Source organism: Stenotrophomonas sp. STEN147, from assembly GCF_056757995.1.
Window position 1 is genome coordinate 1 of the sequence record NZ_JBRRCG010000009.1, and the last position, 19725, is coordinate 19725.

Annotated in this window: 14 protein-coding genes; 13 read left to right on the forward strand and 1 reads right to left on the reverse strand. The window is 69.4% G+C overall.

The features are described from left to right. Positions 1 to 281 precede the first annotated feature (281 nt). From ACVOKU_RS10590 to ACVOKU_RS10630, 9 genes are read left to right on the forward strand one after another with little or no spacing between them, the layout of a single operon-like run. Positions 282 to 1913, forward strand: coding sequence for a TldD/PmbA family protein (locus ACVOKU_RS10590; RefSeq protein WP_065182083.1), 1632 nt, complete (start codon positions 282 to 284; stop codon positions 1911 to 1913). 28 nt (positions 1914 to 1941) lie between these two features. Further along, positions 1942 to 3576, forward strand: a complete 1635-nt coding sequence (locus tag ACVOKU_RS10595) for a TldD/PmbA family protein (RefSeq protein WP_481559878.1) — start codon at positions 1942 to 1944, stop codon at positions 3574 to 3576. A 21-nt stretch (positions 3577 to 3597) separates the two neighbouring features. After that, complete coding sequence (locus tag ACVOKU_RS10600) at positions 3598 to 4932, forward strand: TldD/PmbA family protein (RefSeq protein ID WP_053515946.1); 1335 nt, start codon at positions 3598 to 3600, stop codon at positions 4930 to 4932. After that, positions 4932 to 5639, forward strand: a complete 708-nt coding sequence (locus ACVOKU_RS10605) for a DUF4159 domain-containing protein (RefSeq protein ID WP_065174125.1) — start codon at positions 4932 to 4934, stop codon at positions 5637 to 5639. The genes ACVOKU_RS10600 and ACVOKU_RS10605 overlap by 1 nt, the downstream gene beginning before the upstream one ends. A gap of 13 nt (positions 5640 to 5652) precedes the next feature. Then, the gene (locus ACVOKU_RS10610) at positions 5653 to 6636 is read left to right on the forward strand and encodes an AAA family ATPase (protein ID WP_481559879.1); all 984 of its coding nucleotides are present in this window, start codon (positions 5653 to 5655) and stop codon (positions 6634 to 6636) included. A gap of 7 nt (positions 6637 to 6643) precedes the next feature. Continuing rightward, a complete protein-coding gene (locus tag ACVOKU_RS10615; protein ID WP_481559880.1) occupies positions 6644 to 7537 on the forward strand; it encodes a DUF58 domain-containing protein in 894 nt (297 codons plus the stop codon). Beyond that, positions 7534 to 8661: a BatA domain-containing protein gene (locus ACVOKU_RS10620; protein WP_481559881.1), complete on the forward strand. Its 1128-nt coding sequence runs from the start codon at positions 7534 to 7536 to the stop codon at positions 8659 to 8661. The genes ACVOKU_RS10615 and ACVOKU_RS10620 overlap by 4 nt, the downstream gene beginning before the upstream one ends. Continuing rightward, positions 8658 to 10838, forward strand: coding sequence for a hypothetical protein (locus ACVOKU_RS10625; RefSeq protein WP_481559882.1), 2181 nt, complete (start codon positions 8658 to 8660; stop codon positions 10836 to 10838). Before ACVOKU_RS10620 ends, ACVOKU_RS10625 begins: the two co-directional genes overlap by 4 nt. After that, positions 10835 to 12664: a hypothetical protein gene (locus ACVOKU_RS10630; protein WP_481559883.1), complete on the forward strand. Its 1830-nt coding sequence runs from the start codon at positions 10835 to 10837 to the stop codon at positions 12662 to 12664. Before ACVOKU_RS10625 ends, ACVOKU_RS10630 begins: the two co-directional genes overlap by 4 nt. A gap of 18 nt (positions 12665 to 12682) precedes the next feature. Here ACVOKU_RS10630 and ACVOKU_RS10635 read toward each other — a convergent pair whose 3' ends face one another. Continuing rightward, a complete protein-coding gene (locus ACVOKU_RS10635; RefSeq protein ID WP_481559884.1) occupies positions 12683 to 13201 on the reverse strand; it encodes a hypothetical protein in 519 nt (172 codons plus the stop codon). Between the two features lie 303 nt (positions 13202 to 13504). Between ACVOKU_RS10635 and ACVOKU_RS10640 the strand changes: the two genes are divergently transcribed. From ACVOKU_RS10640 to ACVOKU_RS10655, 4 genes are all read left to right on the forward strand, one after another. Next, positions 13505 to 15994, forward strand: coding sequence for a DEAD/DEAH box helicase (locus tag ACVOKU_RS10640; RefSeq protein WP_065182089.1), 2490 nt, complete (start codon positions 13505 to 13507; stop codon positions 15992 to 15994). Beyond that, the gene (locus ACVOKU_RS10645; RefSeq protein ID WP_481559885.1) at positions 15991 to 17031 is read left to right on the forward strand and encodes a ribonuclease H-like domain-containing protein; all 1041 of its coding nucleotides are present in this window, start codon (positions 15991 to 15993) and stop codon (positions 17029 to 17031) included. Before ACVOKU_RS10640 ends, ACVOKU_RS10645 begins: the two co-directional genes overlap by 4 nt. A gap of 133 nt (positions 17032 to 17164) precedes the next feature. Next, on the forward strand, positions 17165 to 19294 hold the full coding sequence (locus ACVOKU_RS10650; protein WP_481559886.1) for a DUF4132 domain-containing protein: 2130 nt from the start codon (positions 17165 to 17167) through the stop codon (positions 19292 to 19294). Between the two features lie 17 nt (positions 19295 to 19311). Further along, the gene (locus ACVOKU_RS10655) at positions 19312 to 19647 is read left to right on the forward strand and encodes an I78 family peptidase inhibitor (protein ID WP_111187061.1); all 336 of its coding nucleotides are present in this window, start codon (positions 19312 to 19314) and stop codon (positions 19645 to 19647) included. Positions 19648 to 19725 lie beyond the last annotated feature (78 nt).

The following is a 19725-nucleotide window of genomic DNA, read 5'->3' on the forward strand; positions in this document are numbered from 1 at the left end:
GTCCGGTTGCGGGGGCGTGAGCGCCATGGATGGCGCGACCGAGGCTACAGGGACGTATTCACGCCGTCCCCCGCAACCGGACCCACCCCGCCATCCCACGGAATGCCCGCTTTTGACGTTGACGTTGACGTTGATTCCAGCAGGTGCAGGGCGGCAAGCCCTGCCGCGCCCCACCCATGACTGCAGTCACTTGTGCTGATTGCCCTCCGCTGGCGAAAGTCGAGCAGTTGACGTGATCGGCTTGGCCCGTTGCCGGCCGCACGCGAGTGAGAGAGAGCGCTGTGCAACGACGTGAGTTCCTGGCTTTATCCGGTCTGGGCATGGCCGGCCTGCTGCTGCCGCACGCGCGGTTGATCGCCGCCGAGCAGCTGCTCGAACCGGGCGACATGGCCCGCAGGAAGGTGCTGGCCGAGGCCGCGCTGGCCGCTGCCAAGCGGGCCGGGGCGACCTACTGCGATGTGCGCATCGGCCGCTACCTCAACCAGGCCGTGATCACCCGCGAGGCGCGGGTGCAGAACGTCACCAACAGCGAGTCGTCCGGCATCGGCATCCGGGTCATCGTCAACGGTGCATGGGGCTTCGCCGCCACCCGCGAGCAGACCCCCGCCGCGGTCCTGGCCGCCGTCGGCCAGGCCGCCGCCATCGCACGCGCCAACGCCCCCCTGCAGAGCCGGCCGGTGCAGCTGGCACCGGTCACCGGCGTCGGCGATGTGAGCTGGAAGACCCCGATCCGCAAGAACGCGATGGCAGTGCCGATCCAGGACAAGGTCGACCTGCTGCTGAGCCTGAATGCGGCGGCGATGAACGCCGGTGCTGACTACATCAATTCCACCCTGTTCCTGGTCAACGAGCAGAAGTACTTCGCCTCCAGCGACGGCTCGTTCATCGACCAGGACATCCATCGCATCTGGCTGCCCTTCACGGCCACCGCCATCGACAAGGCCACCGGCAAGTTCCGTACCCGCGCCGGTCTGTCCTCGCCGATGGGCATGGGCTACGAGTTCCTCGATGGCGACGCGCGCGGCAAGGTGCAGCTGCCCGGCGGCATCACCGCCTACCGCGACTCCTACGATCCGGTCGAAGATGCGATCGCAGCGGCGCGGCATGCGCGCGAGAAGCTGAAGGCGCCGTCGGTGAAGCCCGGCAAGTACGACCTGGTACTGGATCCCTCCAACCTGTTCCTGACCATCCACGAGAACGTCGGCCATCCGTTGGAGCTGGACCGCGTGCTGGGCTACGAGGCCAACTACGCCGGCACCAGCTTCGCCACCCTGGACAAGCGCGATGCTGGCTTCCGCTGGGGCAGCGACATCGTCAACTTCTTTGCCGACAAGACCCAGCCGGGCAGCCTCGGTGCGGTCGGCTATGACGACGAGGGCGTCAAGACGCTGCGCTGGGACCTGGTCCGCGACGGCATCCTGGTCGATTACCAGGCCACGCGCGATGAGGCACACATCCTCGGCCGCGATGCGTCGCATGGCTGCAGCTACGCCGATTCCTGGTCCAGCGTGCAGTTCCAGCGCATGGCCAATGTCTCACTGGCGCCGGGCAAGCAGCCACTGAGCGTGGAGGACATGATCAAGGACGTGGAGAACGGCATCTACATCCACGGCCGTGGTTCCTATTCCATCGACCAGCAGCGCTACAACGCGCAGTTCGGCGGCCAGCTGTACTACCAGATCAAGGACGGAAAGATCGCCGGCATGGTCGAGGACGCGGCCTACCAGATCCGCACGCCGGAGTTCTGGAACGCCTGTACGGCCATCTGCGACGAACGCGACTTCCGGCTTGGCGGCTCGTTCTTCGACGGCAAGGGCCAGCCGGGCCAGGTCTCGGCGGTGTCGCACGGTTCGTCCACCACCCGCTTCAACGGCATCAACATCATCAACACCGCGCGCAGTCTCGGCGCTTGAGCCACCCCATCGTTCATGGAGAGCAGCCTTGCACAGACGTGACTTCCTGGCCCTGACCGGCCTTACCGCGGGCGGCCTGATCGTGCCGTCCTTCTTCGGCAAGGTGATCGCCGCCGAGCAGCTGCAGTCCAGCCTTGACCCCGCGCTGAAGAAGCGCCTGGCCGACGCTGCCCTGCAGGCCGCCCGCAGTGCCGGCGCCACCTACTGCGACGTGCGCATCGGCCGCTATCTGCGGCAGTTCGTGATCACCCGCGAAGACAAGGTGCAGAACGTGGTGAACACCGAGTCCACCGGTGTGGGCATCCGCGTGATCGTCAACGGTGCCTGGGGCTTCGCCGCCACCAACGCATTGGGTACTGCCGACGTGGCCAGGGCCGCCCAGCAGGCTGCGGCCATCGCCAAGGCCAACGCAGGCGTGCAGAGCGCGCCGGTGCAGCTGGCCAGCACGCCCGGCGTGGGCGAGGTCAGCTGGCGCACGCCGATCCGCAAGAATGCGATGGAGGTGCCGATCAAGGAGAAGGTCGACCTGCTGCTGGACGTCAATGCCGCAGCGATCGGCGCCGGTGCCAGCTTCGTCAATTCGATGCTGTTCCTGGTCAATGAACAGAAGTACTTCGCATCCACCGATGGCTCTTACATCGACCAGGACGTGCACCGCATCTGGGCACCGATGACCGTCACCGCCATCGACAAGACCAGTGGCAAGTTCCGCACCCGCTCGGGCCTGTCCTCGCCGATGGGCCTGGGCTACGAATACCTGGACGGCGCCGCCGCCGGCAAGGTCGTCAGCCCCAATGGCGTGGTCAACTACAGCTCCTCCTACGACATGAAGGAGGACGCCATCGCGGCCGCCAAGCAGGCGCAGGAGAAACTGAAGGCGCCGTCGGTGAAGCCAGGCAAGTACGACCTGGTACTGGACCCGTCGCACACCTGGCTGACCATCCACGAGTCGATCGGCCATCCGCTGGAGCTGGACCGCGTGCTCGGCTACGAGGCCAACTACGCCGGCACCAGCTTCGCCACCCTGGACAAGCGCGAGCAGCGCTTCCAGTACGGCAGCGAGCTGGTGAACGTGTTCGCCGACAAGACCCAGCCGGGCAGCCTCGGCGCGGTCGCGTACGACGATGAAGGCGTGAAGTGCAAGCGCTGGGACCTGATCAGCAACGGCAAGCTGGTCGACTACCAGACCATCCGCGACCAGGCCCACATCCTCGGCAAGACCGAGTCCGATGGCTGCTGCTATGCCGACTCGTGGTCCAGCGTGCAGTTCCAGCGCATGGCCAACGTGTCGATGGCACCGGGAAAGACGCCGCTGAGCGTGCCGGACCTGATCAAGGACGTGGAGAACGGCATCTACATCATCGGCGACGGCTCGTTCTCGATCGACCAGCAGCGCTACAACGCCCAGTTCGGCGGCCAGCTGTTCTACGAGATCAAGAACGGCCAGATCACCCGCATGCTGGAGGACGTGGCCTACCAGATCCGCACGCCGGAGTTCTGGAACGCCTGCACCGCCGTGGCCGACGAACGCGATTACCGCCTGGGCGGCTCGTTCTTCGACGGCAAGGGCCAGCCGGGCCAGGTCTCGGCGGTTTCGCACGGCTCGTCGACCGCGCGCTTCAACGGCATCAATGTCATCAACACCGCACGCAGCCTCGGCTGACCGGTCAGGAGCCCTTACACCATGAGTATCTTCACCGAAGCCCAGGCCAAGGCCATCCTCGACAAGGTCATCGCCCTGTCCAAGGCCGATGAATGCACCGCCGTGCTGGCGGGATCGATCGCCGGCAACATCCGTTTCGCCCTGAACAACGTTTCCACCAGCGGCATCGTGGACAACACCGAGCTTGCCGTTACCGTGGCCTTCGGCAAGCGCGTAGGCACCGCCTCGATCAACGAGTTCGACGACGCCGCACTGGAACGCGTGGTGCGCCGCGCGGAGGATCTGGCCCGCCTGGCACCGGAGAACCCGGAGTTCATGCCCGCCATCGGCAAGCAGACCTACCGGCCGAGCCCGACCTTCAGCGAGTCCACCGCCGCCATCGATCCGGCATTCCGCGCCAAGGTGGCCGCCGATTCGATCGCGCCCTGCCGTGGCAACGGACTGATTGCCGCCGGCTTCCTTGAAGATGGCCAGGGCTTCTACGCCACTGCCAACAGCAACGGCAACTTCGGTTACCAGCGCACCACTAACTTCGACTACACCTGCACCGTGCGTACCGAGGACGGCCGCGGATCGGGCTGGGTCGGCCGCAACCTGAAGGACGCGGCGGACTTCAAGGCCGACCAGGATGTCCGCATCGCCATGCGCAAGGCCACCGAGTCTGCCGAAGCCAAGGCGCTGGAGCCGGGCAAGTACACGGTCATCCTGGAGCCGGCCGCGGCCGCAGGCCTGATCAGCTTCATGATGAATTTCTTCAGTGCGCGCTCGGCCGACGAAGGCCGCAGCTTCCTGTCGAAGAAGGGCGGCGGCAACAAGCTCGGTGAGCAGGTCTACGACCCACGCGTGAACATGTATGCCGATCCGTGGCACCCGGAAGCGCCGGTGCTGCCGTGGGACAACGAGGGCATGCCGCGCGAGCGCCTGGCCATCATCGAGAACGGCAAGGTGGCCAACCTGGACTACTCGCGCTTCTGGGCGCAGAAGCAGGGCAAGACCGCCAAGGCCACGCCGGGCAACCTGCTGATGAGCGGCGGCGAGAAGAGCACCGCCGAGCTGGTGCGTGGCACCCAGAAGGGCATCCTGGTCACCCGCACCTGGTACATCCGCATGGTCGATCCGCAGACCGTGCTGCTGACCGGCCTGACCCGTGACGGCACCTTCTACATCGAGAACGGCCAGATCAAGCACCCGGTGAAGAACTTCCGCTTCAACGAATCGCCGGTGATCATGCTCAACAACATCGAAGAGCTGGGCAAGCCGGTGCGCGTGGCCGGCGATGAGTCGAGCTTCGTGATGATGATCCCGCCGATGAAGCTGCGCGATTTCACCTTCACCTCGCTGTCCGACGCCGTCTGATGGATCGCCGGGCCTGCCTGCGCTGGTTGGCTGCTGCCGCTTCGGCGGCTGCGCTTCCGGCCTGGGCACAGGCAGGCCCGCGCAGTTCGCGCTACGACTTCTGGTTCACCCGCCTGCAGTACGACTCGGGCGACTGGGACGTGGACGCGCGCATGCCGTCCAACCTGATCACTTCGCTGATCGACTACACCTCGCTGCGCGTGGACCCGCAGGAACACGTGGTGGCACTGGCCGACCCTCGCATGCTGGAAGCCCCCTTCTGCTATCTGGCCGGGCACACGCTGGTGGAATTCAACGCGGCCGAGCGGCAGAACTTCGTGCGCTACGTGCGCAACGGAGGCTTCGTCTTCGTCGATGACTGCAACCATGACATCGATGGCCTGTTCGCAACCTCGTTCGAGGCGCAGATGGGCCGCCTGTTCGGGCCCCGGGCGCTGCAGAAGCTGCCCAACAGCCACGCGCTGTACCGCAGCTTCTTCCGCTTCCCCGATGGACCACCGGCCACCAGCTTCGAGTTGAACGGCTGGGGCGACGATCTGGTGCACGACTATCTGAAGGGCATCGAGGTCGATGGCCGCCTGGGCGTGCTGTACAGCAACAAGGACTATGGCTGCGAGTGGGATTACGACTGGCGCAACAAGCGCTTCCTGGCCGAGGACAACACGCGCTTCGGCGTCAACATCGTGATGTACGCATTGAACAATTGAGTGAGAGCCCCCCATGACCCGCCCTGATCTCGATTCCCTGCTGCCGCGCCTGCACGATCTGCGCGCCGCCCTGGCCCATGCCGTGGTCGGCCAGCACACGGTGGTCGAGCAGCTGCTGATCGGACTGCTGGCCGGCGGCCACTGCCTGCTGGAAGGCGCGCCCGGCCTGGGCAAGACCCTGCTGGTACGTTCGCTGGGGCAGGCGCTGGAGCTGCAGTTCCGACGCGTGCAGTTCACGCCGGACCTGATGCCCAGCGACATTCTGGGTACCGAGCTGCTGGAGGAAGACCACGGCACCGGCCATCGTCATTTCCGCTTCCAGCAGGGGCCGGTCTTCACCAATCTGCTGCTGGCGGATGAGCTCAACCGCACGCCGCCCAAGACCCAGGCCGCGCTGCTGGAAGCCATGCAGGAACGCACCGTCAGCTATGCCGGCACCACTTATGCGCTGCCCGCGCCGTTCTTCGTGCTGGCCACGCAGAATCCGATCGAACAGGCCGGTACCTATCCGCTGCCGGAGGCCCAACTGGACCGCTTCCTGCTGCACGTCCTGGTCGATTACCCCAGCGAGGCCGAGGAGCGCCAGATCCTGGAACAGACCACCGGCGGTGCCGGCGAGGCGGTGCCGAAGGTGATGGACGCCGCCGCGGTCATCGCCCTGCAGGCGGCAGTGCGCCAGGTGCACGTCAGCCCCGATGTGCTGGCCTGGATCACGCGGCTGGTGCGTGCCAGCCGACCCGGGCCGGAAGCGCCCGCGGCGATCAACCAGTGGGTGAAGTGGGGTGCGGGACCACGCGCCGGGCAATCGCTGGTGCTCGCGGCCAAGGCGCGCGCGTTGCTGCAGGGCCGCTTCGCCGCCACCCGCGAGGACGTGCAGGCCCTGGCTGCACCGGTGATGCGCCACCGCCTGCTGCTGTCGTTCGCCGCCGAAGCCGAACAGAAGCGCGCCGACGACGTGGTCGCCGCTCTGCTGCACGCCGTGCCGTTCCCCGGGTGATCCACGCGTGAGTGCTGGCACGCTGGTCCTGCCTCCCGAACTGCGAGCGCGCCTGCGCGCGCTGCGGTTGCGGCCACGTCTGGCCAGCGGCGCGAGCGGCATCGGCCAGCACGCGAGCCGCAGTCGTGGCGCCGGCCTGGAATTCGCCCAGTACCGCGCCTACGAACCTGGCGATGAACTGCGCCAGATCGACTGGAAACTGTACGCGCGCTCGGACCGCTTCTTCGTGCGCGAGTCGGAGCGCGAAAGCCCGATCACGGTATGGCTGCTGCTCGATGCCACCGCATCGGCCGGCCAGTCCGAGCGTGGCGCGCCGGCACGCAGCCGCCTGGATCACATGCGCATGCTGGCCGCCTGTGTCTGCGAGCTGGCACTGCAGCAGGGCGATCATTTCGGCCTGCTGACCGTCACCGGCGACGGCCTGCAGCTGGTACCCGCAGCGCAGGGCGCACGCCAGCGCGACCGCGTGCACCTGCAACTGCATGCCCTGCAGCCACGAGGCGGCTGGCCCGCCCGTGACACGCTGCGCCCGCTGTGGGAGCGCGTTCGCCCGGGCGACCTGCTGCTGGCCATCGGCGATGGCTTTGATGACGCCGGCATCGTGCTGCTGGAGCAGCTGGCCAGTGCACGCCGCGAGGTACTGCTGCTGCAGGTGCTGACCGCCGACGAGCGCGACTTCCCGTTCGATGCCGGCCATCGGTTCCGCGACCCTGAAACCGGCGAGGAACTGCTCGGCGATGGCGCGGCGATCCGCGCCGACTACCTGCAGCGTTTCACCGCTGCACACACAGCACTGCACCTGCGGCTGCAGGCCAGTGGCATCGCCAGTACCACCGGCTGGCTCGATCAACCGGTGGACCAGCCGCTGCAGGCGCTGTTCGGCCGCGGGGGCGGCGCGTGAGCCTGCTGTTTCCGCTCGGGCTGGCCGCACTGGCGGCGTGGCTGCTGCCGCTGCTGATCCATCTCGCGCGTCGCCATCCCTACACGCCGCTGGACTTCGCCGCGCTGCGCTGGCTGCGTGCACGGATCCGCCCGCGCCAGCGCATCCGCTTCGATGACTGGCCGCTGCTGCTGGCGCGGTTGCTGCTGCTTGCCGCGCTGGCCGTGCTGCTGGCGCGGCCGGCATTGACCGGACCGGCGCCGGCTACCGGCGCATGGACGGTCGTCGCACCCGGTCTGGATGCGACCGCGCTGCATGCCGGCGCTCCTGCCGGCGACGACAACTGGCGCTGGCTTGCGCCCGGATTCCCCACCATCGACCAGCCACCACCGGCCACGGATGTGGCCCTGCCCAGCCTGCTGCGCGAACTGGATGCGCAGCTGCCGGCCGGCACCGCGCTGACCGTGCACGTGCCCGATCCGCTGCCCGGCCTCGACGGCATGCGCCTGCAGCTCTCGCGGGCGGTGCAATGGCAGACACATCCCCGTGCGACCGCCGCAACGGCCGCGGCCGCCCCGCTGCCGCAACTGCGAATGCACGCTGATGCCCCGGCCGCGGCACATCGCTGGCTGGCTGCGCTGCAGCGCGCATGGGGCACCCGATCACCCGCGCCCGCCTTGCCTGCGGATGCGCTGCCCGCTTCGGGTGAAGTCGGTGTCTGGAGCCGCGCCGATGCGCTGCCCGCTCACTGGCAGGCATGGCTGCAGGACGGTGGCAGCGTGCTGACCGCCGCCTGGCCGGCAGCGGATGCACGCCCGCTGCTGCGCGACGCCGAAGGCGCGACGCTGCTGTGGCAGCAGCGCGTTGGCCACGGCCGCCTGCTGTTCCTGCCCGGCGAATGGAATGCCGCAGGCAATGCCGCGCTGCGCGATGCCCGCCTGCCGCACACCCTGCTGCAGGCGTTGCAACCCGCGCCACCGCCGCGCTCAGGCGATGCGCAGGATCACGCACCGCGCCAGGTCGCCCTGCCGGCTGCCACGCCTGCCGTGCGTGAGCCCACCGCCTGGCTGCTGCTGGCCATCGTGCTGTTGTTCGCACTGGAGCGCTGGATGGCCAGCAACGCGCGGCGGAGGCTGCCCGCATGACGATGCTGCAACGCGCCTGGCAGCGCGCACGGCGCCGCAGCGGCGCCATCACTCTGCTGCTGGGACTGCCGTGGGCGCTGGCCACGACCACACTTGCACTGCGCCTGGGCGGTTTCGATATCGCCTGCATCGTTGCTACCGCCACTCTGCTCGCCTGCACAGTGCTGGCCACGGTCCGTGCCCGCCGCCTGGACCGCCACTGGGTGCAGCGCCGGCTTGACGGCAGCGGGGCCAGCGAAGACAGCGCCGACCTGCTGTTCGCCGATCCTGCCGCACTCAATCCGCTGCAGCAGCGCCAGCGCGACCATGTGCAGGCCGCGCTCGAACGCGCCATGCCGGAACTGCGTCCGCGCTGGCCGCGCGGCGCGTTGCTGCTGTGCTGGGTCGGAGGGATCGCCGTCGCACTGCTTGCGTTGGGCTGGCCACGGTCCGGTCCGTCCATGCCGGGCGTGTCCTCGTCGCGCCCCGCTGCCCCGGCAGTTGCGGGCCCGTTGCAGCTGCAGTCCACCCGCCTGCGCATCGAGGCTCCGGCCTATACGGGTCAACCACCCCGTAACCAGAACGCACTCGATGCCAAGGTCGCCGCCGACAGCCGCCTGTCGTGGTCGCTGCGCTTTGATCGTGCGCCCCGCAGCGCATGGCTGCAGTTCCACGATGGCCGGCGCGTGCCGCTGAGCGAGCGCGACGGCCACTGGCAGGCGCAGGATGTGGCCCGTGCACCGGTGCTGTACCGCGTGGTCAGCGAACCGGCACTGGCCACGACACGCCTGTACCGCCTGGACGTGGTGGCGGACCGTGCCCCGACCGTACGCGTGCTGGAGCCCGCTGCCAGCCTGGTACTGGGCACGCCCGGGCAGCGCCAGTGGGCACTGCGCTTCGAGGCCAGCGACGATCACGGCGTGGCCACGCAGGCCCGCCTGTCGATCACCCTCACCCAGGGCAGCGGCGAGAACATCACCTTCGTCCAGCGCAGCGTGACGCTCACCGGCAGTGGCGAAGCAACGGCGCGACGGTTCGCTCACACGCTGGATCTGGGCGCACTGGGAGCGCAGCCCGGCAACGATGTGATCGCCCAGCTGGAAGTGCGCGACAACCATGCCCCGACACCCCAGACCGGCCGCAGCAGCAGCGTGATCCTGCGCCTGCCCAGCAGCGAGGCGGTACTGGGCGCCGAGCTGGAAGGCCGCATCAAGAAGACCCTGCCGGCCTACTTCCGCAGCCAACGGCAGATCATCCTCGATGCGGAGGCGTTGATCCGCCAGCGGCGCAGCCTGGCCGCCGATGACTTCGTCAAGCGCAGCGACGCCATCGGCGTCGACCAGCGCATCCTGCGCCTGCGCTACGGCCAGTTCCTTGGCGAAGAGAGCGAAGGCGCACCGAAGCCGCCGCCAACCAGCGATCTGCCGACCAGTGACACCCCTCCCGCAGACGATCATGACGACGATCACGACCATGATCACGACCACGCGGCGCAGCCGCAGGCCGGCGACCACGACGCGCATGGCCACGACCACGGCGGCAACGCAGGCAACGCCGAGACGCCACCGGTGTTCGGCAGCGCCACGGACGTGCTGACCGAGTATGGCCACACGCACGACCACGCCGAGGCGGCGACCCTGCTCGATCCGCAGACCCGCGCGACGTTGAAGGCGGCACTCGACCAGATGTGGGCCTCCGAAGGCGAGCTGCGCCAGGGGCGCCCGGAGCAGGCGCTGCCGTACGCCTACAAGGCACTGGGATTCATCAAGCAGGTCCAGCAGGCCGAACGCATCTACCTGGCCCGCGTCGGCCCGGAACTACCGCCCATCGATGAGGGCCGGCGCCTGGGCGGTGACCGCGCCGGGCTGGCCAGCCGACAGCTGCCACTGACGGCACGCACGGCACCGGACCCGGCCATCGTCGAGGCCTGGCAGCGACTGGGCGACGGCGACGGCACGCCGGATCTGGACGCGCTGGCGGGCTGGCAGCAGCGCAATGCGACCTACCTGCCCGACGCGCTCGACCTGGCGGCCGCCATCGAACAGTTGCGCATCGAGCCAGGCTGTACCGACTGCCGGCAGCGCCTGCGGTCACAGCTGTGGAGGGCGCTGCAGCGCCCCGTGCCGCAGGCCACACGCCGCAGCGCGGCCGATGCGATGGGGCAGCGATACCTGGATGCACTGGAGGCGCAGCCATGAATCTGTCGGCACCGGCTCTGTGGGTCGCGCTCGTCCTGGTGCTGATCGTACTCGTCGCCAGCGCGCGCCAGCTGCGCGCACCGGTGCGACCGCGTGGCCCGCTGTTGGCCGTGCTCGGCCTGCAGGTCATCGCCGCTGCACTGCTGTACGCATGCCTGCTGCCGCCCGCACGGCAGCAGCCCGCTGCGGGCCTGGTGGTGCTGGGCGCCGATGCCGGAAGGGCCAGCGCGCAGCCGGCAAGCGAGGGACCGCTCATCCTGCTGCCCGAAGCCGCCCAGGTGCCGGGTGCGAAGCGTGTGCCGGACCTGGCGACGGCGCTGCGCCAGCATCCCTCGACGCGGCTGACCCTGGTCGGCGCCGGCCTGGAGGCACGCGACCGCGACGCCACGCTGCCCGCGCAGGTCCATTGGCAGGCACCGCCCGTCCCTCGCGGCTGGACCGCGCTGCAGCTGCCCGCGGATGTCGCCCCTGGCGCGCGCTTCGACGTGCAGGCGCAGGCCCGCGGCGTCCCCCGCGCGCAGGCTGAGCTGCTGGACCCGGCTGACACGGTGATCGACCGCGCCCCGCTGGGCGAGGACGGACGGGTGCGACTGAGTGGCGTGGCCCGTGCCGAAGGCCGCAGCGTGTTCCGCCTGCGCCTGCTGGATGGCGAAGGCCATGTCGTCGATACCGTTCCGGTACCCCAGCAGACCCTGCCGGCCACGCGGGTCCGCCTGCAGATCCGCGCCGGCACACCGGGACCCGAACTGAAGTACCTGCGACGCTGGGCCACCGATGCCGGCATCGACGTGCAGATGCAGGCCGACACCGGCGCCGGCCTCAGCATCAGCGAAGGTCAGGTCGGTCTGGACGCGGCATCGTTGGCGCGCACCGACCTGCTGCTGCTGGACGAGCGCAGCCTGGCCACGCTGGGGAGTGGCCAGCTCGCAGCGGTGCGCCAGGCCATGCACGAGGGCCTGGGTGTGCTGGTCCGCAGTGCTGGCGTGCCATCGGCCGGAGCGCGGCAACGCCTGCGCGAGCTCGGCCTGCCCATGCAGGGCGATGGCGCCAGCCGCAGCGTCACGCTGCCCGGCGATGGTGACAGCGCGATGCTGGCAGCCCGACGCGGTCCGCTGGCGTCCGGCACGCTGCCCACCCGCGAAGGCGAAGAGGCTGATCGTGATTCGCATGCCGCCGCGCTGCCCACCTTGGAACAGCTTGCGCTGCAGGTGCCTGCCACCACCGCACTGCTGCACGACCGCAGCGGCGCTGCCATCGGAGGCTGGCGCGATACCGGCAAGGGTCGCATCGGCCTGCTGCCGCTGACCGACACGTGGCGCTGGGTGCTGGCCGGCCGCGACGATCGCCATGGCGAGCTGTGGAGCGATGTGGTCGGCACCCTGGCGCGCGCGCAGGGCGGCAGCACCGCGCCGTGGTCGCCGCAGCCGATCGCGTGGGCCGGGGAACGACAGGCCCTGTGCGATGTGCAGGCGCCGTTGCAGGTGTTCGACACACGGGGCGCGTCGGTGCCGCTGATCGTGGACGGCGGCACCGGCAGCGCACGCTGTGCCGGCTGGTGGCCACGCGAGGCCGGTTGGCACCGGCTGCAACAGGGCGAGCACTCCTACTGGCGCTATGTGTTCGACAGGACGGATGCGGCGGCGCTGCACCGGCAGGGAATGATCGATGCCACGGCGCAGGCCCTGGCCACCTCCGCACCGGTCAAGGCACAGGCGACACAGCCCGTGCCGGGATCACGCTGGCCATGGTGGCTGGCCTTCGTGCTGTGTGCGTCCCTGCTGTGGTGGCTGGAACGGCGGCCGCCCGGCGTTGCCCGTACGGCATAGCGTCCCCCCCTCCTTCGCTCACTTCAGCGGCGGTGCACCACCGCAACCCTCCTGCTGCGCACAGAACTGCAGCGCGCGCCGCTGCTGTTCCGCGCTCAGTTCCGGCGGGGGCCGGGCGATGGCGGACTGGATCTGATCCGGCCCCCCGGTGATCTTGTTCAAGCCCTTGCCCGCCGCCAGCAAGCCCTTAACCACACCCATCATCACGTAGCCGCCGGCCATGCTTACCTGCTCGGGCGTCGGCGGTTCACTCCAGTTGCGGCTGAAGCGGTTGTTCTCGATCTTCACCGGGTTCCTGAAGCGGTACAGATCCAGTGGCTGATCGTCTTCAGGCTTCAGCGCGCGCACTTCACCGAGGGTGGTGACGTTGCCCTGCGCGGGCGTGCCTTCGGGGGTCACGACAGGCTCCGGCGGTGCGGCGACGGTCTGCCCGGGTTCGGGCACCGCCGATACGGGTGATGGCGCCTGCTGCGCCTGCGCGGTACCGGCCAGCACCAGGCCGGCCAGAAGTGCTCCCTGCGTTGCTCGTCGTGCCACCCCTACCGCCCCTGTTGGTTGCGTCCTTCGCCTGAGGATACGGATGGCGGCTTCAGATTTCGTTGGAACGGCGCGCGCTGTTCAGCCCGCGCTGAAGTGGACTGCACGTCCGCGCCCGCGAGGTGCACCTGTCATTTGTTCGAGGCGGCCAGCCCGTTGTTCCGGCGCACGCGGCAGGCGTTTCACTGGATTCGACGCGCGCCTGCCGCCCGCGCACTGAACGGTTCACTCCGTCCCGCTGCGGGGTCTCACATCCTGAGACCCATCTGTGGTGCCATGTGCCCCCCTGGAATCCGTGCACCCATGGCCTACGAACTCGCCAAGCGCACCGCCGACGCGGAGCAGCAACTCGCGACCCGCGACGGTCTGCCCGCCCGCGACGGTGCCCTGCTCAGCGCGCGCCTGCAGCGCCGCTACCACGACCGCATCACCGGCAGCTTTGCCATCCCCGGCCGCGAGGGCCGCTATGCGCCCATTCCGGAATCGGTACCGCCGGCCCTTGCCGCCGCATTGAAGGCACGTGGCATCGAGCAGCTGTACAGCCACCAGGCCGAGGCCTGGGAGGCCAGCCAGCGCGGCGAGCATGTGGCCATCGTCACCCCGACCGCCAGCGGCAAGTCGCTGTGCTACACCCTGCCGGTGGTCAGTGCGGCCATGCAGGACAACGCCAAGGCGCTGTACCTGTTCCCCACCAAGGCGCTGGCGCAGGACCAGGTGGCCGAACTGCTGGAGCTCAACCGCGCCGGCGATCTCGGGGTGAAGGCGTTCACCTTCGATGGCGACACGCCCGGGGACGCGCGGCAGGCGATCCGCCTGCATGGCGACATCGTGGTATCCAATCCCGACATGCTGCACCAGGCGATCCTGCCGCATCACACCAAGTGGGCGCAGTTCTTCGAGAACCTGCGCTACATCGTCATCGACGAAGTGCATACCTACCGCGGCGTGTTCGGCAGCCATGTCACCAACGTGCTGCGCCGGCTCAAGCGCATCTGTGCGTTCTATGGCGTGCAACCCCAGTTCATCCTGTGCTCGGCCACCATCGGCAATCCGCAGGCACATGCCGAGGCCCTGATCGAAGCACCGGTCACGGCCATCACCGAATCCGGTGCGCCCAGCGGACCGAAGCAGGTGCTGCTGTGGAACCCGCCGGTCATCAACCCGGACCTGGGCCTGCGTGCATCGGCGCGTTCGCAGAGCAACCGCATCGCCCGCATCGCGATCAAGTCCGGCCTCAAGACCCTGGTGTTCGCGCAGACGCGGCTGATGGTCGAAGTGCTCACCAAGTACCTGAAGGACATCTTCGACCACGATCCGCGCAAGCCACCGCGCATCCGCGCCTATCGCGGCGGTTACCTGCCCACCGAGCGTCGCGAGACCGAACGCGCCATGCGCGCGGGCAGCATCGATGGCATCGTCAGCACCTCGGCGCTGGAGCTGGGCGTGGATATCGGCAGCCTGGACGTGGTGATCCTCAACGGCTATCCGGGCAGCGTGGCCGCCACCTGGCAGCGTTTCGGCCGCGCCGGACGCCGCCAGCAGCCCGCGCTGGGCGTGATGGTGGCCAGTTCGCAGCCACTGGACCAGTACGTGGTACGCCATCCGGACTTCTTCGCCGAAGCCTCGCCCGAACATGCGCGCATCGCCCCGGACCAGCCACTGATCCTGTTCGACCACATCCGCTGCGCGGCATTCGAGCTGCCGTTCCGGGTCGGCGATGGCTTCGGCCCGATCGATCCGGAGGTGTTCCTGGAAGCCCTGGCCGAAACCGACGTGGTCCATCGCGAGGGCGAGCGCTGGGAGTGGATCGCCGACAGCTATCCGGCCAATGCGGTGAGCCTGCGCGCGGTGGCCGACGGCAACTTCGTGGTGGTCGACCGCAGCGACGGCCGCCAGCAGATCATCGCCGAGGTCGATTACTCCGCCGCCGCGCTGACCCTGTACGAGGGCGCCATCCACATGGTGCAGTCCACGCCGTACCAGGTGGAGACGCTGGACTGGGAGGGGCGCAAGGCCTACGTCACCCGCACCCACGTGGACTACTACACCGACAGCATCGACTTCACCAAGCTCAAGGTGCTGGATCGTTTCGACGGCGGCGTGGCCGGGCGCGGCGATTCGCACCACGGCGAAGTGCACGTGGTGCGCCGCGTGGCCGGCTACAAGAAGATCCGGTACTACACCCACGAGAACATCGGCTACGGCCCGGTGAACCTGCCCGACCAGGAACTGCACACCACCGCAGTGTGGTGGCAGCTGCCGCAGGCGCTGCTGCTGCGTGCGTTCGCCAGCCGGCAGGACGCGCTGGATGGCTTCCTGGGTGCCGCCTACGCGCTGCACATCGTCGCTACGGTGGCGGTGATGGCCGACGCACGCGATCTGCAGAAGTCGGTCGGCAATGGCGACGGTGCATGGTTCGCGGTCGCCGACCAGAGCGGCCGCGGCCAGCTGCGCGGCAGCGATGGCGATCCGGGCGCGGTCGAACTGCTGCAGGTGTTCGTGCCGACCGTTTACCTGTACGACAACTTCCCGGGTGGCGTCGGCCTGAGCGAACCCCTGTGGCAGCGCCAGGCGGAGCTGGTGCAGCGCGCGCGCGAACTCGTGCAGCGCTGCGACTGCACGGCGGGCTGTCCGGCCTGCGTCGGCCCGGTACTGGCAGCGCAGGAGGAGGACGAGACCTCGCCGCGCGCACTGGCATTGCGTGTGCTGGACCTGTTCGATGCCGACGCCTGCCAGCACGTGCCCGATGCGGTGCCCGCCACCCGTGGCGCCGTGGAGCTGCTGGCACCGTGAGCCTGAGCCTGGACAAGCTGCGTCTGCTGCGGAAGCAGGCGGGCGACCCGAAGGCCGGGCCGGCGGCTGTCACGGCAGCGACGCCCGCAGCGGCCGTCCCGGCAGCGGCCAATGACGCACGGCAGCCACCGGCCGAACGCTCGGTGTTCGCCTGGGTTGAACAGGAGATCCGCCACAAGCCGACCGGCCCGGCTGCCATGACACCCGCCCCCTCCACGCCACCGTTGCGGCAGCCCCACGTCGGCAGCCTGCATCGCCTGCTGGGATTGCGCACACGCGGCAGCGCAGCGCCCCTGCACGCGACCGCACAGGACCGGCGGCTGCCCGGCGAGGAGATCGCGCCAGGCCTGTTCCTGATCGAATCCCTGCAGCCGCAGCCGGTTCCGAAGGTTCCCCTGTCGCTGGCGTTCGCCCGCCGCGAGAACGAGCACGTGGCCGCGCGCGACCTGCTGTTCTTCGATACCGAGACCACCGGGCTGGCCGGTGGCACCGGTACCCGCGCCTTCATGATCGGTGCTGCCGACTGGCACACCTGCCCGCAGCGCGGCGAAGGCCTGCGCATCCGCCAGCTGCTGATATCGACGATGGCTGCCGAAGAAGCGATGCTGGCCACCTTCGCCGGCTGGCTGCAGCCATCCACGGTGTTCTGCAGCTACAACGGCCGCAGCTACGATGCGCCCCTGCTGAAAGCGCGCTACCGGCTGGCGCGCCAGCGCGACCCGATCAGTGCCCTGGACCATGTCGACCTGCTGTATCCGACCCGCCGCCGCTATCGCGGCACCTGGGAGAACTGCAGGCTGTCCACCATCGAGCGCCAGCTGCTGCGCGTGATCCGCGAAGACGATCTGCCGGGATCGGAGGCACCGGCTGCGTGGCTGCGGTTCCTGCGCGGCGGCGATGCGGTGAACCTGCGCCGGGTGGCCGATCACAATCACCAGGACGTGGTGACCCTGGCCCTGCTGCTGCAGCGGCTGGTCCGCGAGGAAGCACAGGAGCGCGAACTGCTCGCCCTGCAGGCGCCACCCGGCATGGCGTGAGCCGGGGTCCCGCGCGTTCGCGGACGGTGTCACTTTATGACTGAATGCGATGGGGTTGGCAGAATGATGCCCTGCCGCTGGACCCCCACGCGGCCCCGCCGGAGACTGGCGCGGCTCACGACACGGAGGTTCCATGAGCACCCAGGTCCCGGGCTCCCAGCTGCGCTCCCTTGCTGCCCTGCTGGCCGGCACGGAGTCGGCCGGTACGCTGGCCGGATTCCATGGCGAGGACCAGGCGGCGCTGCTGGCCCGGCTGGATGACGGGCAACTGGCCAGCCTGCTGCCGATGGCCCTGGGGTGCGACGGGCTACCGCCCACGGATAACGCCCGCCAGTGGGCGCACCGCATTCTCGACGCCGACGCGCAGCGGCAGCCCCGTCTTACCGTTGCGATCTGCGCCGCTGCGCTGCTGCGCCTGTCCCGGCGCAGCACCGGTACACGGTCGGGCGCGCTTCGTCCGGTCGATGGCGTGGCCCTGCTTGCGCGCTGCACCGAGCCCGGCCACGAGCGGCTGCAGGCGCCCGCGCTGGCATTGCTGCAGCACTGCGGGCTGCACGCCGGGGCAAACGTCGAAGCCGGCAGCGATGCACTGTCGCTGCTGGCATTGGCGCGCTGTGCCGGTGCCGACGGCAGCGGAACGCTGGCCTCGCTGCTGGACGGCTGCAGCGCGCAACCACTGCTGCGTGATGAACTGCGCCTGGTGGCGCACTGGCCGTTGCAGGACCTGTTGCGCCATGCCCGCATCGCCGAGCTGTACCCCACCGAGGCCGACATCGACCCGGCGCCCGCCGATCTGCAGCCGCTGAGCGAACACGACACCTACCTGCAGTTCGCCGAGCACGCATTACAGCAGGCAGCGCAGCGCCTGCAGGCGATCCACAGTGGCCAGGCGCCCTACGTCGCCGACCGTGCCTTCAGCATCGCCGAAGCCGGTGTGCTCTGGCGTGCCACGCGCGCGGCACTGGAATGCGATGCGCTCTGGCTGCGGCCCTTGCTGGCGCAGGTGCTGCCACCGGTGTGCGTTGCCCCGACCGCCGCCCGGACCTTGCCGTCGCAATCGGTGGCTGTGGCGCTGGCCAAGGCGGTCAATGCGATGCCCACCCCCGAGGCCATTGCCGCGCTGGCGCTGGCGCGGTCGCAGGTGCGCCATGCCGGTATCGCGCGGAAGCTGGACCGCCATCTGGCCGCCGCCGAACGCCGCCTCGCACAGCGCCCGCAACTGCTGCTGCGTCTGCCGGTCATTGCCGCCGGCAGGCGCTCACTGGCCAGCCTGGCCCGTGCTTTGGAGGCCACGTTCGTGCTGGGCGGCGAGTGGGCACTGCAGGACTGGCGCGACGCGTGCCGGCAGCCGGCATTGGCCACCCTGCTGCAGGGCCTGGTCTGGCAGCTCGCCGATGCGCGTGGGCACTGGATCGATGCGATGCCGGTGGACGGCGCAGAGGCGTTCGCCGATGCGCATGGCATCGTGGTCGCGTTGCAGGGCCGCAACCGCCTGCGCCTGTGGCATCCCGCCCGCAGCCAACCCCATCTGCGCGCCGCCTGGCGCGCGCGGCTGATCGAGCAGCGCTGCCGGCAACCGCTCCGCCAGGTGTTCCGCGAACACTATCTGGACGCCCGCGGCGAACCCGCCGATACCGCTGCATTCAATGGGCTGACGCTGTCGGTGGCGACCTTGGCCGGGCTGGCCCGTCGGCAAGGCTGGCACGGCGATGACAGCGGCCAGCTGATGTTGGCCAAAGGCCCGTGGCGGATCGGCTGGCAGCTGTCGGCGCCGCTGTCGCATGGCCTTGCCGGTGAGATCCGCAGCGGCCGCGTCCAGTTCCAGCGGCAGCATCGCGACGCGTGGCAACCGGTGCAGGCGCGCGAGCTGCCCGCAGTGGTGGCGTCCGAACTGCTGCGCGAACTCGACCTGCTGGCCAGTACCTGCGCATGCGGTGGCGAGGGCATGCCACTGCCGCCGGCCCGCATGGTCCGCTTGCGCGGGCGAACCCTGGAGCATCTGCTGGCCGCGCATCCGCAGCGTGACCTGATGACCTTCCAGCGCCGCCATGTGCAGGTCGGCCACTACAGTCTGCACCTGGCCACCGCCCGCGCCAGCCTTGCCGGGCAGACGCTGGCCCTGCCGGACCTGCCGGCGCGGCCACGCCGCTGGCTGCCTTACGACGATGCCGTGCTGGCGCAGCTGCTGGGCCGCATCGAACAGCTCGCCGAACGGGTATTGACGCCCCCTGAAGCCCCGATCGATGAGACTGTCGGCTCCTGATGCGTGGAGTATCCGCGATGCGTTCCAGTCTCTGGTTGATGCTCGGTTGTACCCTGCCGCTGGCCGCCTGCAGCCATGCGGGCGGCAGTGCAGGCAGTGGCAGCAGCAGCGATCCTGCACCCCGGCCTCCGCATGTCGCAGGAAGCCCGCAGCGATGCAACCCGGAAAAGCTGGAGGGGCTGGCAGGCAGGGCCGCCGACGAGGCCACGGTGAAGCAGGTGGTTGAAGCCAGTGGTGCACGCACGGCGCGGGTGGTGAAGCCCGGCATGGCGGTGACCATGGATTTCCGCGAGGACCGGGTCACCATCGAGGTCGACGCGCAGAACCGGATCGTGCGCGCCAACTGCGGTTGAGCCGCTAACGCCGGGCCGGGCCCGGCGGTTTCCATCCGCATGCACGTCGCTGGGCACGCCGGGCATGGCCCGGCGCTA

What these genes read in the sequence shown, in the direction of transcription:
- ACVOKU_RS10600 (WP_053515946.1), top strand. Translation starts at nt 3,598, where the DNA reads ATGAGTATCTTCACCGAAGCCCAGGCCAAGGCCATCCTCGACAAGGTC.
- ACVOKU_RS10605 (WP_065174125.1), top strand. Translation starts at nt 4,932, where the DNA reads ATGGATCGCCGGGCCTGCCTGCGCTGGTTGGCTGCTGCCGCTTCGGCG.
- ACVOKU_RS10610 (WP_481559879.1), top strand. Translation starts at nt 5,653, where the DNA reads ATGACCCGCCCTGATCTCGATTCCCTGCTGCCGCGCCTGCACGATCTG.
- ACVOKU_RS10625 (WP_481559882.1), top strand. Translation starts at nt 8,658, where the DNA reads ATGACGATGCTGCAACGCGCCTGGCAGCGCGCACGGCGCCGCAGCGGC.
- ACVOKU_RS10630 (WP_481559883.1), top strand. Translation starts at nt 10,835, where the DNA reads ATGAATCTGTCGGCACCGGCTCTGTGGGTCGCGCTCGTCCTGGTGCTG.
- ACVOKU_RS10640 (WP_065182089.1), top strand. Translation starts at nt 13,505, where the DNA reads ATGGCCTACGAACTCGCCAAGCGCACCGCCGACGCGGAGCAGCAACTC.
- ACVOKU_RS10650 (WP_481559886.1), top strand. Translation starts at nt 17,165, where the DNA reads ATGAGCACCCAGGTCCCGGGCTCCCAGCTGCGCTCCCTTGCTGCCCTG.
- ACVOKU_RS10655 (WP_111187061.1), top strand. Translation starts at nt 19,312, where the DNA reads ATGCGTTCCAGTCTCTGGTTGATGCTCGGTTGTACCCTGCCGCTGGCC.